14 protein-coding genes are annotated in these 13,311 nt (G+C 75.4%); 6 read left to right on the top strand and 8 right to left on the bottom strand.

Going from position 1 to position 13,311, the window contains the following annotated elements; genetic code table 11:
• Positions 1 to 38: 38 nt before the first annotated feature.
• The 4 genes from K7854_RS23745 to K7854_RS23730 all read right to left on the bottom strand — a co-directional run bounded on the left by K7854_RS23745 (position 39) and on the right by K7854_RS23730 (position 4,533).
• Positions 39 to 1,817: a glycoside hydrolase family 15 protein gene (locus tag K7854_RS23745; protein WP_226028583.1), complete on the bottom strand. Its 1,779-nt coding sequence runs from the start codon at positions 1,815 to 1,817 to the stop codon at positions 39 to 41.
• Positions 1,818 to 1,827: 10 nt separating this feature from the next.
• Positions 1,828 to 2,649 carry a polysaccharide deacetylase family protein gene (locus K7854_RS23740; protein ID WP_226028602.1) on the bottom strand — a complete coding sequence of 274 codons (822 nt, stop codon included), beginning with the start codon at positions 2,647 to 2,649 and terminating at the stop codon, positions 1,828 to 1,830.
• A gap of 107 nt (positions 2,650 to 2,756) precedes the next feature.
• Complete coding sequence (locus tag K7854_RS23735; RefSeq protein ID WP_226028582.1) at positions 2,757 to 3,665, bottom strand: DMT family transporter; 909 nt, start codon at positions 3,663 to 3,665, stop codon at positions 2,757 to 2,759.
• A gap of 16 nt (positions 3,666 to 3,681) precedes the next feature.
• Positions 3,682 to 4,533: an SDR family NAD(P)-dependent oxidoreductase gene (locus tag K7854_RS23730; RefSeq protein ID WP_226028581.1), complete on the bottom strand. Its 852-nt coding sequence runs from the start codon at positions 4,531 to 4,533 to the stop codon at positions 3,682 to 3,684.
• A gap of 253 nt (positions 4,534 to 4,786) precedes the next feature.
• On the opposite strand from K7854_RS23730, the gene K7854_RS23725 reads away from it, so the two are divergent.
• The 3 genes from K7854_RS23725 (at position 4,787) to K7854_RS23715 (ending at position 6,915) form a co-directional block, all read left to right on the top strand.
• Positions 4,787 to 5,872, top strand: coding sequence for an MGDG synthase family glycosyltransferase (locus tag K7854_RS23725; RefSeq protein ID WP_226028601.1), 1,086 nt, complete (start codon positions 4,787 to 4,789; stop codon positions 5,870 to 5,872).
• Between the two features lie 97 nt (positions 5,873 to 5,969).
• A complete protein-coding gene (locus tag K7854_RS23720; protein ID WP_226028580.1) occupies positions 5,970 to 6,356 on the top strand; it encodes a DUF2267 domain-containing protein in 387 nt (128 codons plus the stop codon).
• Between the two features lie 67 nt (positions 6,357 to 6,423).
• Entirely contained in the window at positions 6,424 to 6,915 is a 492-nt protein-coding gene (locus K7854_RS23715) for a DUF1360 domain-containing protein (RefSeq protein ID WP_226028579.1), read from the top strand.
• A gap of 28 nt (positions 6,916 to 6,943) precedes the next feature.
• Here K7854_RS23715 and K7854_RS23710 read toward each other — a convergent pair whose 3' ends face one another.
• Positions 6,944 to 7,342 carry a DUF5997 family protein gene (locus tag K7854_RS23710; protein WP_226028578.1) on the bottom strand — a complete coding sequence of 133 codons (399 nt, stop codon included), beginning with the start codon at positions 7,340 to 7,342 and terminating at the stop codon, positions 6,944 to 6,946.
• Between the two features lie 58 nt (positions 7,343 to 7,400).
• Here K7854_RS23710 and K7854_RS23705 point away from each other — a divergent pair, with 58 nt between their 5' ends.
• Positions 7,401 to 8,174, top strand: coding sequence for a LysR substrate-binding domain-containing protein (locus tag K7854_RS23705; protein ID WP_226028577.1), 774 nt, complete (start codon positions 7,401 to 7,403; stop codon positions 8,172 to 8,174).
• 37 nt (positions 8,175 to 8,211) lie between these two features.
• On the opposite strand, the gene K7854_RS23700 is transcribed toward K7854_RS23705, so the two are convergent.
• From K7854_RS23700 to K7854_RS23690, 3 genes are all read right to left on the bottom strand, one after another.
• Complete coding sequence (locus tag K7854_RS23700; protein ID WP_226028576.1) at positions 8,212 to 8,952, bottom strand: DUF4142 domain-containing protein; 741 nt, start codon at positions 8,950 to 8,952, stop codon at positions 8,212 to 8,214.
• Positions 8,953 to 9,041: 89 nt separating this feature from the next.
• On the bottom strand, positions 9,042 to 9,737 hold the full coding sequence (locus tag K7854_RS23695) for an HAD family hydrolase (RefSeq protein WP_226028600.1): 696 nt from the start codon (positions 9,735 to 9,737) through the stop codon (positions 9,042 to 9,044).
• 29 nt (positions 9,738 to 9,766) lie between these two features.
• Positions 9,767 to 10,243, bottom strand: coding sequence for an Lrp/AsnC family transcriptional regulator (locus K7854_RS23690; RefSeq protein ID WP_226028575.1), 477 nt, complete (start codon positions 10,241 to 10,243; stop codon positions 9,767 to 9,769).
• A gap of 218 nt (positions 10,244 to 10,461) precedes the next feature.
• On the opposite strand from K7854_RS23690, the gene K7854_RS23685 reads away from it, so the two are divergent.
• Both K7854_RS23685 and K7854_RS23680 read left to right on the top strand, forming a co-directional pair.
• Complete coding sequence (locus K7854_RS23685; RefSeq protein WP_226028574.1) at positions 10,462 to 11,952, top strand: FUSC family protein; 1,491 nt, start codon at positions 10,462 to 10,464, stop codon at positions 11,950 to 11,952.
• 135 nt (positions 11,953 to 12,087) lie between these two features.
• A complete protein-coding gene (locus tag K7854_RS23680) occupies positions 12,088 to 13,128 on the top strand; it encodes a lactonase family protein (RefSeq protein ID WP_226028573.1) in 1,041 nt (346 codons plus the stop codon).
• The last annotated feature ends 183 nt before the right edge of the window (positions 13,129 to 13,311 follow it).

Raw genomic sequence — 13,311 nt, 5'->3', positions numbered from 1 at the left:
GGAGACCCGGGGCAGGGAAGGCTCAGGGCAGGGAAGGCTCAGGGCAGGGTCGACTCGCCGGCCAGGCGGACCGCGCACTCCAGCATCATGGCGTGCACGAAGGCCTGCGGGAGATTGCCGCGGAGCTGCCGCTGGCGCACGTCGTACTCCTCGGCGAACAGCCCGGGCGGTCCGCAGGCCGCCCGGGTCCGCTCGAACCAGCGGAACGCGCCGACCCGGTCGCCGACCCGGTGCGTGGCGAGCGCCATCGTGAAGCCGCAGAGCAGAAAGGCGCCCTCGGCCTCGCCGAGCGGCACCCCGGGGTGTTCGAAGCGGTACAGGTACCCGTCCTCGGCCAGGCGGGACTCGACGTACGCACGCGTGGCGGCGTCGCCGTCGCCGTCCCCGAACGCGCAGCCGCGGGCCATCGGCACCAGCAGCGCGGCCTCCGGCCCGTCGTCGTCCTCGGCCCGCCGCCAGCGGCCGTCGGCGCGCAGGCAGCGGCGCCGGGTCTCCCGCAGCACCGTGTCGGCGAGGTCGGCACACCGGCGCCCCGCGGCCCCGGGCAGCACCCCGGCCATCCGCCGCAGACCGCACACCACGCTCAGCCGGGAGTGGGTCCACCACCGGTCCTCCAGCTCCCACAGACCGGCCTCCGGTTTCGACCACTGCCGCTCGACGACGTCCACCGCGACGGCCGCCGCCCGTTCCGCCTCGTCGGTCAGCCGGTCGTGCGCGGCGGCCGCGGCGAACAACTGCAGCGCCTCGCCGAAGGTGTCCAGCTGGAACTGGGCGCCCGCGTCGTTGCCCACGTGGTCGTTGCCGCCGGGATAGCCGGGCAGACGCAGGGAGCGTTCCTTCCCGACCGGCCGCCCGTCGACCGTGTAGGCGGGGCGCACCCCGTCGCCGTCCGCGAGCACGCGCTCGGCGACGAAGCGCACGGCGTCGTCGACCAGGGGGTGCGGCCCGTGCGCGGCGACCGCGAGACCGGCGTAGCACTGGTCGCGCAGCCATGCGTAGCGGTAGTCGTAGTTGCGCCCGCTGTTGGCCCGTTCCGGCAGGGACGTGGTCGCGGCGGCGACCATCCCGCCCGAGACGCTGGTCAGCCCGTGCAGCACGGCGTACGCGTGCCGGGCGTCGCGGGGCGCGACCAGCCGCGAACAGTCCGGCACCGCCCGCCGCCACTCCCGTTCGGTGGCCCGCCACAGCGCGTCGGCGTCCAGCGGCCCGGTCTCCGGCCGCTGGGACAGTTCCAGCACCAGGTCGTGCGTCTCGCCCTCGCGCAGCCGGAACTCGCCGCACAGCCCGGCCCCGTCCCGCCACACCGCGTCCGGCGCCCCCGCGAGCCGCATCCGCAGCCCCTCGGCCCCGGCCGTCCACACCCCCCGGTCCCGCCGGGGGTCGCGCATCCGGGCCTCCCCGAATCCGGGCCGCGGGTCCAGGTCCAGGCGCAGCCGCGCCTCGCCCCGTTCCACGCGCATGCGGCGCAGCAGTACGAGCCGGTCCGTGCGGGCCGGCAGCGCCAGGGCCTCCCGGCACTCGATCACGCAGCCGGCGGTCACCCACCGGCTGATCCGGATCAGCGTCCCCTCCTCGTAGGAGCCGCCCCAGACGTGCCAGGGGTCCGCCGGCTCCACGGTGAAGTGCCCCGCTCCGCCGATCAGCGCCGAGAACACCGCGTCGTCGTGCCACCGCGGGGCGCACAGCCACACGATCCGGCCCCGGGGGTCCAGGACCGCTCCCCGCTCACCGTCGGCGAGAACGGCGTACTCGCGCAGTGCCCAGGGCGGGCACGAGGTGTCCGGTGCCGCCGCGCGCCGCTCGTCGCTGTCGTTCATGACGCTACGGCTATCCCGGCGCCGGTGACCGAAACGGTGCCTGCCCCGTCGTCCCGGCCGTCGTCACCCCGGTCACGGACGCCACCCCGGCCCCGCCGGTCCCGGTCCCGTGCTCGCCCAGGGGCCCCACAGCCCACCCCGCCCCGCGGCAGTCGCGCACGATGTCCGGCAGCGCACCGAGGGTGGCCCGCCAGCTGCCCGGGGCGGAGGCGTGGTCGGTGTCGTGCAGGAGGACCGTGCCACCCCCGTCCAGGTCCGCCGCCACGGTCGCGCGGACCGAAGCGGGCGTGGCGTCGTGCCGCCAGTCCTTGCCCCACGCGGTCCACAGCACGGGCCGCAGCCCGGCCCGGCGGGCGGCCGCCCAGCGACCGGAGGTGAGGATGCCGTAGGGCGGCCGGTACCAGTGCGGGACACTCCCGGTCACCTCGCCCACCACCCGGACGGCACGCAGCAGCTCGCGCGCGTCCCGGGCCGGCGACGACCACCAGGGGCGGTCGTGCGTCCAGCCGTGCACGGCGAGTTCGTGTCCGCGCCGGACCAGTTCACGGGCCGGCGCGGGGTGCCGCAGGACGTTCTCGCCCAGGACGAAGAACGTGGCCCGCACCCCGAGTCCGTCCAGTGCGTCGAGGAACCGCGGCGTGGACACCGGATCGGGGCCGTCGTCGAAGGTGAGCGCCACGTGACCGGGGCTGCCGAGACCGGCCAGACCGGGGAACAGGCGGCGGCGCAGTCCCGGCAGCCAGGTCGCGGCCGGACCGATGTGGGCCAGCGCGGCGGCGACGACCGGAGCCCCGGCGTACACCGCCCGCCCGGTGCGGAACCCGTGCCGCATCCGTGGTGCCTCCGCTCTGTTCACCGCGTCTCCTCCAGGTCGTGCGTCCCAGGGTCGTTCGATCGTCCGACGCTTCCGCTCACCGCTCACCTTGTGCCGCTCACCGCTCACCTCTGGACCGTCTGCCCGGGGCCGTCCCGCGCCGCCGGGGCCGTGTCCCAGGCACCGTGCACCGACGGTGCCCGGGCCAGCCCGACGCTGCCCAGACCGATCAGCGCCACGCCGATCAGCTCGGGCAGCACCCGCACCCCGAGCAGGATCTCCTCGCCGAACAGTGCCCAGCCCAGGGCGACGCTGGTCAGCGCGTCGCCGAGGGTCAGGGCCGGCTGCGAGGCCGCCAGGGTCCCCGCCCGCAGGGCACTCTGCAACAGCAGGAAGCTGGCCACGCCCACCACCGCGGTGGCGTACGGCGGCCACTGGGTCAGTACCTCGCCCACCCCCTGGGGGAGCCGTCCGGTCACTTCCTTGAGCAGCGCCGCCGTACCGCCGAACCCCACCGCGGACGCCGATCCGAAGAGCGCGGCGCGGGGCGCCCCGTGCACCAGGCTGCCGACCGAGGCGAGGACCGCGATCAGGACGAACAGCGCCAGCCCCGCCCAGATCCACCGGCCCCCGGTGGCGGTGTCGTGACCGGGGGCCGGTGCGGCGGAGCCGAGGAACAGCGCGAGCCCCACGGCCAGCGCGACGAACGCCAGCCACGTCCGCGAGTCCGGACGCCGGTGGAAGACCGCACTGCCGACCATCAACGTGAACAGGAGTTCGGTGGCCATCAGCGGCTGGACGACGGCCAGACTGCCCACCGCAAGCGCGGCCGCCTGCAGCACCGTCGTCAGCGCCAGCAGCGCCGCCCCGCCGACCCAGTACCGGTCCCGCACCAGCCGCAGCAACGAGCGCAGCGCCGTGTGCCTGGCCCCGGCCCGGTCCTCGTCCTGCGCCGCGGCCCGGCGCTGCAGTACCGACGCCGCAGCGTTGGACAGCGCCGCGAGCAGGGCGAGGACGACGGTGAGGACACTCACCGCGGCGCGCTCCCGGTCATCCGAACCGTGCGGCCAGCCGCCGGTACAGTCCCGGAGCCGCGCCCCGCACCCGGCACGGCAGACGCAGCCACGAGGGCACGTACACCTCGTCCCGGCCCCGCACCACCGCGGTGCGCACCGCGTCGGCCACGCGCTCGGGGGGCACCGGGCGCGGCCGCGACCGCCGGTAGGGAGCGCCCCGGCGCTCGAAGAACGGAGTGTCCACGACGCCCGGCACCACATGGGTGACCCCCACGCCGGTGCCCCGCAACTCGTAGCGCAGCGAGTCCGCGAAGGCGCCGATCGCGGCCTTGGCGGCGGAGTACACGGCCTCGTCGCGCACCGCGACACTGCCCGCCAGCGATCCGACGAGCACCACCCGGCCCGAACCCGCCGCCACCATCCCCGGCAGCAGCAGCCGCACCAGCCGCAGCGTGGCCAGCACGTTGATGTCGAGCACCTCGTCGATGGTGTGCGGGGGCATGTCCAGGAACTCCCCGGCCCAGCCCACCCCGGCGCCGGCCACCAGCAGGTCCACCCGGCCCGCCGTGGCCAGCGCGAAGTCGGTGAGCTGCCGGTCGGCGCCGGGCAGGGTGAGATCCGCGGCGAACGCGGTGGCCGAGGTGTCGTCGGCGACCCGGCGCAGCCGCACCGGGTCACGTCCGGTGAGCACCAGCCGCCAGCCCTGCTCCTCGCCCAGCCGACGGGCCACGGCCGCGCCGATGCCGGAGGACGCCCCCGTCACCAGCGCCGTGCGGGTCCGCGTGTCCCGGTCCCCGACGGGCCGCCGGGGCCTCGCACGGTCCGCGTCGGGTGCGACGACCTGCGGTCCGGGGGCGGACCGGGGACGGGAGAACGCATGGACCATGGGGACCACCTTGGCTCGGGGCGGGCACCGGGAGGCGTCCGACCGGGCGGTCGGGCTCCGGCGTCCGGCCGGACGGGCGGTCACGGAGTATCCCCCAGGGCCCACCCGAAACGCCCGCTTGCGCGGTGGTTTGGAAGCTGCCGCAGCGGCAACTTGGTCCGCCGTGCATCCTCGCAGCTCATCAGCGCCCCGCCGCGCCGCCGCCCCGCGCGGTCCGCGGGGCGGCCGACGCCTGCTGGTGCTCAGCGCGAGCATGGGCGCCGGTCACGACACGGTTGCCGCCGAACTGGTCCGGCGGGCCCGGGAGCGCGGCGACACCGCCCGGGTCGTCGACGTCCTCGCCCTCCTGCCGTACGGCCTGGGCACCGCCCTCAGGTGCTTCTACCGCGGGTCCGTACGGCACTTCCCCTGGGCCTACGCCGCGCTGTACCGCCTCTTCCTGCGGCCCGGCGCGGGCCGCCGCCCCAGCGGGACGCCGCTGGCCCGGCTCGCCGGGCCCAGGCTGCGCCGGCTGGTGGAACGCACGGGCGCGGACGTGGTCGTGCCCGTCTTCCACCTGGGCGCCCAGCTCACCGGCCACCTGCGCGAACGCGGACTGCTGCCCGTGCCCGGCGTCGTCCTCGTGATCGACTTCGAGCCGCACCGGCAGTGGCTGCACCGGGGCAACGACCGCTGTCTGTGTCTCACCGAGGAAGCGGCGCGCGAGGTGCGGGCCGGCACCGGCACGCCCGCGGCGACGTGCGCTCCCGTCGTGGCGCCGGAGTTCTCGGCCGACGACGTGCCGGGGGCGGCACCCTGGCGGGAGACCTTCGACCGGCTCGGCCCCGGGCGGCCCGCCGTGGTGCTGTCCGCCGGTGCCTGGGGCGTCGGCTCGCACCTGGAGACCACCGTCCGGCTCCTGGCCGGCCACGGCTACCTGCCGGTCGTGCTCTGCGGCGACAATCAGCGGCTGCGCCGCAGCCTGTCCGGCACACCGGGCGTCCTCGCCCTGGGCTGGGTGACGGACATGCCGGGCCTGTTGCACGCCGCCCGCGCCCTGATCGACAACGCGGCCGGCCAGACCGCCGTTCAGGCGCTCGCGGCCGGGCTGCCGGTCGTCGGCCACCGTCCCATCCCCGGCCACGGCGCGGACGGCGTACGGCGGATGGCCGCACTCGGGGTGTCCGAGGTCGCCGAGGACGGTCCCGCACTGCTGGCAGCGCTGCGCAGGCTCACCGCACCGGGCCCGGACCGGAGGCTGCGCATCGCCGCCGGACGCGCGCTGTTCACCGACCACGCCGACGCCCTGACCCTGGTGACCGAGGCGGCCGACGCCGCGCGCGCCGACGCACGAACGTGAGGGCGCGGTGCCTGAGGGGGGTGCGCGCATGCCCGTTTCCCCGGACGGTCGCGGGGCACCCGCCCCGGAGCGGGAACCGGCACAAGGAGGCGACGCCGTGCGGCTCGACGAATTCCTCACCCGGGTCCGCGACCGCGGTGAGTTCCACGGCGACGACGAGGCCGAGCAGGTCACCACGGCCGTCCTGTGGGTGATCGCCTCCCGCATCCCGCCGGAGGACGCCGCCGGACTGGCCCGCGAGCTGCCCGCCCCCCTGGACGACGCGCTGCGCCTGGAACGCGGGCGCCCCGAGACCTTCGGCCGCGCCGAGTTCCTGCGGCGGGTGGCCCAGCAGACCGGCGCCCGGCCGCGCACCGCCGAATGGGACGCGGGCGCGGTGCTCTCCACCCTCGCCGAGGCGGTGCCCCGCGAACGCGTCGAGCACCTGATGGCCCGGCTGCCCGCCGACTGCGCCGACCTCTTCGGCGGCCCGGCACCCCACTGACCACCGGTACTCCACTGATCCCGGTACCCCACTGGCCCCGGTACCCCACTGACACCGAGGAGACCCCATGACGGACCTTGAGCAGCGCTATGCCGACGGGGAGGAGACACCCCTCGGCGGCTACGCGGCGCTCGCCACGACCTTCGCCGCCACGGCGGGCGCGTTCGCGGTGACGGCGTGGCGCCGGGGCGTCCGGCTCCCGGACACCGTCCCCGCCTGGGACGTGGTCCTGCTGGGCACGGCCACGTTCAAGGCCTCCCGGCTGCTGACCAAGGACAGGGTGACCAGCTTCCTGCGGGCCCCGTTCACCCGCCGCGAGCGGGAGGGCAACGCCAACGAGGTGATGGACGCCGGGCGCGGCACCGGTCTGCGCCGCGCCGTCGGTGACCTGATCTCCTGCCCGTTCTGCACCTCGGCCTGGGTGGCCGGCGGACTCGTGGGCACCTACGCCGTGGCTCCCCGGGCGGGGCGGCTGGTGTGCGTGGGCCTGAGCGCGGTCGTGGTGTCGGACTGGCTGCAGTACGCGTGGAGTCTGACCGCGCAGAAGGCCGAGGAGTGAGCGGGCGGCCGCCGGGCCCGGCGGCCGCTCAGCCGCGCTCCGCGCGCTCCGCCCGCTCGGCGTGCAGCTTCTTCACGCGGGCCGCCTCCTTGCGCACCTCGGCCTGGACCGCCTGCTCGCGCTCCAGCCACTCCGGCCGCTCCTGCTTCAGCGCGTCGATCTGCTCCGTGGTGAGCGGCTCGGTGACCCCGCCCCGGTGCAGCCCCGCGATGGAGACGCCCAGCTTGGCCGCCACCACCGGCCGCGGGTGCGGACCGTCGCGCCGCAGCTCGCGCAGCCACGCGGGCGGGTCGGCCTGGAGCGCGTTCAACTCGGCCCGCGTGACGACGCCCTCCCGGAACTCGGCGGGTGTGGCTTCGAGGTACACACCCAGCTTCTTCGCCGCGGTCGCGGGCTTCATGGTCTGGGTGTTCTGGTGCGACGTCATGCCGTCAAGGGTATCGATCGTGTGAGTGGCTCCCGACCACGCCCGGTAACCTGGCCGGGTGACAGGCTCGGAAGCTCCCCCCTCGTTCCGGCTCGCGTACGTCCCGGGGGTGACGCCCGACAAATGGGTGCGCATCTGGAACGAGCGGCTGCCGGACGTCCCCCTCGCCCTGACCCAGGTCCCCGCCGCCCGGGCGGCCGGCGTGCTGCTGGACGGCGACGCCGACGCCGGACTGGTGCGGCTGCCCGTCGACCGGACCCGGCTCAGCGCCATCCCCCTCTACACCGAGACCACGGTCGTGCTGATCCCCAGGGACCATCTCGTCACCGCGGCCGACGAGGTGACCGTCGGGGACCTCACCGACGAGATCGTGCTGCACCCCCTGGACGACGTCCTCGGCTGGGAACGGCCGCCGGGCAGGCCCGCCCTGGAGCGCCCGGCCACCACCGCGGACGCCGTCGAACTGGTGGCGGCCGGGATCGGCGTACTGCTCCTGCCCCTGTCGCTGGCCCGGCTGCACCACCGCAAGGACCTCACGTACCGCACGGTCACGGACGCCCCCGTGTCGGGCGTGGCCCTGTCCTGGCCCGAGGACGCGCACACGGACCGCGTCGAGGACTTCATCGGCATCGTCCGGGGCCGGACCGTCAACAGCACCCGGGGCAGGCAGCCCGAACCGGCTCGTTCCAAGGGCGGGAAGCAGACCGCCCGGAAGCAGACCTCCGGGAAGCAGCCCGGGGCCGCCCGGCGCGGCACCGGGGGCGGGCACCGGAGCGCGAGCGGCGGCAAGGGCAGGAGCGGCGGCCGCGGCGGCAAACCGCGCCGGCACTGAACCCACCGGACCCCGACGCCCCGCCCCCCCCGGCCCTTCACCGGACCGTCGGACTGGGCGTCGGCGCGGAGGTGTTCACCTCGAGGCCGGGCGGCGAGGTGAGCGAGAGCACCGGCTCGCCGGGTTGCGGGGCCGGCGGCGTGAGCTGCACCTTGGGCAGGTTCGGCGGGGCGGTCTGCTGGAAGTTGACCTGGTCGAAATTGACCAGCCCGGTCTTCTCCAGCACGGTGATGTGGTCCAGGACGGTGTCGTTGGCCTGGTCGGCGAGCTGCCGCACCAGCGAGTTCTTGGTGTTGGCGCGGATGTTGGCGATGGCCGGGAAGATCTGGCCGTGGGTGATCCGCATGATGTTGACCGCGGTGGTGTCGAACTGCTTGCCCGTCGTCCCGTCCACGGTCGACACGAACTGCTGCTGCTGCGGTGAGGCCAGGTTGGGCAGGGTGATGCCCAGCTCCGGCGCGATCCGGCGGCAGGTGGCGTCCAGCCGTGAGTGGCCCACGACCAGGTGCTCCCCGGCCTCCCTCATCTCCGGTGTCGTGCCGCGCTCCATGGCCATGAGCCCGAGCGGGTGCTCCCACAGCCCCGCGGCGCGCACCTTCACCACGAAGTCCCGGTCCTGCTCGGTGAGCGGCCCGTACCGCGTGTTGGCGACGACCCGGGCCTGGTCACTGCCCGCGTTCTGCACCCCGAGCATGGTCGGGTAGGCCAGCGCGGTGAGGGTGAGGACCAGGGCACCGGCCACGAAGGCGGTCCCTGCCGTGGTGCGCGTGATGCGCATCGTGCCTCCTGGGACGAGGACAGGCTCGGACACCAGGAGGTACGGATACGGAACGCGATCTGATCACCGCCGCGGGCAAAACCTCGGCCTCAGGAGGCGCGCGCCTGCCCAACGAGCCAGTCGTGCGCCGCCCGCGCGGTGAACTCCTCCTGGCCCCCGCGCACCAGCAGCCCCGCGGTGGCGAACTCCGGGGCGTCGGCCTGGGCCGCGACGTACGGGATCGCGATGCAGCGCATCCCGGCCGCGTGCGCGGCAGCGGCACCGGGAGCGGCGTCCTCCAGGACCACGCAGCGGGCCGGTTCCGCGCCCAGCCGGCGGGCCGCCTCCAGGAAGACGTCGGGGGCGGGCTTGCCCCGCGCTACCTCGTCGGCCGAGACGACCGTGCGCAGGTGGGCGTTGAGCCCGGTGCGGGCGAGGATCGTTTCGATGGCCTCCGGTGACGAACCCGACGCGACCGCCATCGGCACGCCCTCGCCCGCCAGCAGCTCGACGAACTTCCGCATCTCGGGGTAGGCACGGGCCGAGTCGCGGGCGAGCCCCAGGTAGTGGCGGTTCTTGACGGCGAGCAACTCCTCGACCGTGGCCCGCAGCCCGTACCGCCGCTTCCAGTCGGCGACCGTCTCCTGGGTGCTGATGCCCACGTACGCCTCGTGGTCGGCCCAGGAGAAGTCCGGGACGCCGTACTCGGCGAGGGTGCGCCGGCCTGCTTCGTAGTAGTTCGGCTCGCTGTCCACGAGCGTTCCGTCGAGATCGAAGATGACCGAGATGCCGCCAAGCCTGCTCAGGGTGCTCATGTCGTCCAGGATGCCAAGGATCATCTGCGGGCCGAGCGACCGATCGACTCCACCAGCGGCAGCAACCGGTGCGGGACGCGCTCGCGCAGCGCCACCTCGCTGCGGGTGCGGACCACGCCGGGCAGGCTGATCAGCTTCTGCACCACGTCCTCCAGGTGCGCGTTGTCACGGGCCACGACGCGGGTCAGCAGGTCCCCGCCACCCGTGATGGAGAAGGCCTCGACGATCTCCGGCACGGCCGCCAGCGCCTCGCCCACCTCGTCCAGATGGCCCTGGGTGACCTCGATGTGCACGAAGGCGAGCACCGGGTGGCCGAGCGCGGCGGGGGAGAGGGACGGGGCGGCACCGGTGATCACGCCGTCCCGCTCCAGACGGTCCAGCCGGGCCTGGAGGGTGCCGCGGGCGATCCCGAGGAGGCGGGCGTACTCCCGCACGCTGGTGCGCGGCTGCTCCAGCAGCAGCCGCAGGATACGGGTGTCGAGCTCGTCGACGGCCATCGCGGGTCCGGTCCCCTCTCGTCGGCCATTGGCCCTCTGGTGGCCGTAAGCATTCCCTGATCACTGTACCAATGGCACACCTGGACAACAGCCTGTTGAGCCAGTGGTGGCGAAGATGCTCCTATAGAGATGTCGATGGCGCTGCGGACCCCGCGGCGCCTTTTGCATGCGAGGACTTCCGGGCCAGTGGGCGTGAGCGAGCGAGGGGGCGGTAAGCAGTGCTGAAGAAGGTGTTCGTGAGCCCGGACCCGGGGCGGTCCCGGCTGCGGTTCGCCGCCCGGGCCGTCCTCGGCATCGGGCTGGCCGTCGTCGTGTGCGGGCTGGCCGGCACCTCCCTGGTCGGCGCGGTCATCGGCGGCCTCGCCGCCCTGCTCGCCCTCTTCACCGTCACCGACGCCACCGTGCGGGGCCAGGCCGTCACCACCGCGCTGCTGCCGGTCGCCGGGCTGCCCGTGCTCACCGCGGCCGCCGCGCTGCACGGCTTCCCCGTGGCCCGGGACCTCACCTTCCTCGCCGTCGTCGGTGCGGGCGTGTACGCCCGCCGCTGGGGCCCGCGCGGGCACAGCCTCGGCGTCTTCGCCTTCATGACCTTCTTCATCGCCCAGTTCCTGCACGCGACCACGGACCGGCTCCCCGAGATGTTCGCCGCCGTCCTGCTGTCCGTCGCCGCCGCCGCGGTGGTGCGGTTCGGCCTGTGGTGCTACGAGCGCCGGCGGCCCGCGCCCGCCGTCCCCGCGCCGCCGGCCGGCACCGGGCTGGCCCGCATCACCACCCGGCAGGCGGTGCAGGCCACCGCGGGTGCCGGCTTCGCCCTGGTCGTGGGCCAGCTGGTGTCCGGCGACCGCTGGTACTGGGCGGTCGGCGCGACCTGGTGGGTGTTCGTCAACACCACCTCGCGCGGCGAGACCCTGGTGCGCGGCTTCCGCCGGGTCCTGGGCACCGTCGTCGGCATCGGCCTGGGCTTCCTGATCGCCGTGCCGGTGGCCGGGTCCCCGGTGCCCACCGCCGTGCTGGCCGCCGCCTGCGTCTTCGGCATCTTCTACACCGCCGCGGTCTCCTACACCTGGATGATGCTCTGCGTGACCCTGCTCGCCGAGCTGCTCTACGGCCTCCTGGGCGTCCTGAGCCCCGGCCTGCTCGCCCTGCGGATCGCCGAGACCGGCGTGGGCGCGCTCGGCGCCGCGCTCGCCGTGCTCTTCCTGCTGCCGGTCACCACGCACGCCGTCACCGACGCCTGGATCCAGCGCGCGCTGCGCTGTGTGCACGCCTGCACCGCGGAGGCCGCCGCCCGCCTCGCCGGAACGGAGGGCGCCGACCCGGGACCGCGGGTGGCGGAACTGGAGCAGCTGCTGGCCCGGGTACGGCTGTCGGTCGCCCCGCTGGTGCACCCGCTGAGCCCGATGCACGGCCGCAGGCGGCGGGCCCGCCGGGTCCTCGACCTGCTCGACGACTGCGCCCGGGAGATCCGCGGCCTGGTCGCCGTGGCCGCCGACCCCGAAGCCTCGCACGACGCCCGGCTGGCCGCCGCCTGCTGGCGTGTCGAGGCCGCGGTCGAGGCACTCACCGGCGGGGGACCCGTCCCGAGCCGCGCGGGCGGGCCGCGCGCCGCCGAACCCGCGCTGGCCCACCTGCACGACCTGGAGCACGCCCTCGCCGAACTCGCCGCGCCCTTGCGCGGCCCCTCCGGTTCACGCCTGGTCGGCGCCTGACCCGCCCCGTCCGGCGCCCTCGGACACCCGTTTGGTCTAGACCGCAGGTGATCGACTGCTACCGTCGCTCCGGAGCGGACGATCAGGGTCGGCGCTCCACGGGACGCAGGACCAGGCGGGACGAGAGGGGCAGCGGTGACGGACGGCGGCAGGCGGCAGCGGCGGGCATACATCGGGTCGTTCACGGCGGCCGGCGGCCCCGGGATCCTGACGGCCACCGTCGCCCCCGACAGCGGCGCCCTCACGGTCGTGAGCGGCACGGACGGGCTGGCCGACCCCTCCTACCTGGCCCTGGCGCCCGACGGGGACACGCTCTACGCCGTCAGCGAGACTTCCGAGGGCGCGGTGGCCGCCTACCGGGTGAGCGGGGACAAACCCGAGCCCGCCGGGCGGCCGGTGCCCGTCGAGGGCGACGGACCCACCCACCTCAGCCTGTACGCCGGGCACGTGCTGACCGCCAACTACGGCTCCGGCACGGTCACCGCCGTACCGGTCCGCCCCGACGGCGCCCTCGCCCGCTCCGCGTCCGGCGTCCTGCGGCACACCGGCTCCGGCCCGCACGCCCAGCGGCAGCAGGGGCCGCACGCCCACCAGGTGCGGCCGGACCCCAGCGGGCGGTGGGCCGTCAGCGTGGACCTCGGCACCGACTCCGTACGGGTCTGCACCCTCACGGACGGGGCCCTCGCCGTGCACCGGGAGATCGCGCTGCGACCGGGGTCGGGGCCCCGGCACCTGGGCTTCCACCCGGACGGCTGCCGCGCCTACGTCCTCAACGAACTGGCGCCCACCGTCACCGTCTGCCACTGGGACGCCGACGACGGCGCGCTCAAGCCGCTGACCGAGGTGCCGGTACTGCCGGGGGCCCCGGCGGGCGACGCCTACCCCTCCGGCATCGCGGTCTCGCCCGACGGCCGCTTCGTGTGGACGGCGACCCGCGGCGAGGACGTCCTGTCCGTGTTCACCGTGGAGCCGGACGGACTGCGGCTGTCCGCCACCGTGCCCTGCGGCGGTCACTGGCCCCGCGACATCACCGTGTCCGACGGCTTCCTGTACGCGGCCAACGAGCGCTCGGGAGACGTGACCTGGTTCGCCCTGGACCCGGCCACCGGCATCCCCCACCGCACCGGCTCCCTCGCGGTCCCAGCGGCCTCCTGCGTAATCCTCGCCCCCGCATAGCGAGCAGCCGGCCATCCCGCCCCCACCCTGCGGGCAGTCGTGCCGCCCCCATCCTGCGGGCAGTCGTGCCGCTGGGGCGGCACGGGTGGGCGCAGGCGGCACCCCGCAAGCGCCGGGCAACGCGACCGCCCCCCGGCCGCACCCACGCCGGCCACGACCCCGACCGACGGCCCCGTACCCCGC

The organism is Streptomyces hyderabadensis (genome assembly GCF_020404845.1).
GTDB lineage: Bacteria > Actinomycetota > Actinomycetes > Streptomycetales > Streptomycetaceae > Streptomyces > Streptomyces hyderabadensis.
The sequence above is the reverse complement of the archived record's forward strand: the minus strand, read 5'-3'. Positions and strand labels throughout refer to the sequence as shown.

What these genes read in the sequence shown, in the direction of transcription:
- K7854_RS23745 (WP_226028583.1), bottom strand. Translation starts at nt 1,817, where the DNA reads ATGAACGACAGCGACGAGCGGCGCGCGGCGGCACCGGACACCTCGTGC.
- K7854_RS23740 (WP_226028602.1), bottom strand. Translation starts at nt 2,649, where the DNA reads ATGCGGCACGGGTTCCGCACCGGGCGGGCGGTGTACGCCGGGGCTCCG.
- K7854_RS23730 (WP_226028581.1), bottom strand. Translation starts at nt 4,533, where the DNA reads ATGGTCCATGCGTTCTCCCGTCCCCGGTCCGCCCCCGGACCGCAGGTC.
- K7854_RS23725 (WP_226028601.1), top strand. Translation starts at nt 4,787, where the DNA reads ATGGGCGCCGGTCACGACACGGTTGCCGCCGAACTGGTCCGGCGGGCC.
- K7854_RS23715 (WP_226028579.1), top strand. Translation starts at nt 6,424, where the DNA reads ATGACGGACCTTGAGCAGCGCTATGCCGACGGGGAGGAGACACCCCTC.
- K7854_RS23710 (WP_226028578.1), bottom strand. Translation starts at nt 7,342, where the DNA reads ATGACGTCGCACCAGAACACCCAGACCATGAAGCCCGCGACCGCGGCG.
- K7854_RS23700 (WP_226028576.1), bottom strand. Translation starts at nt 8,952, where the DNA reads ATGCGCATCACGCGCACCACGGCAGGGACCGCCTTCGTGGCCGGTGCC.
- K7854_RS23690 (WP_226028575.1), bottom strand. Translation starts at nt 10,243, where the DNA reads ATGGCCGTCGACGAGCTCGACACCCGTATCCTGCGGCTGCTGCTGGAG.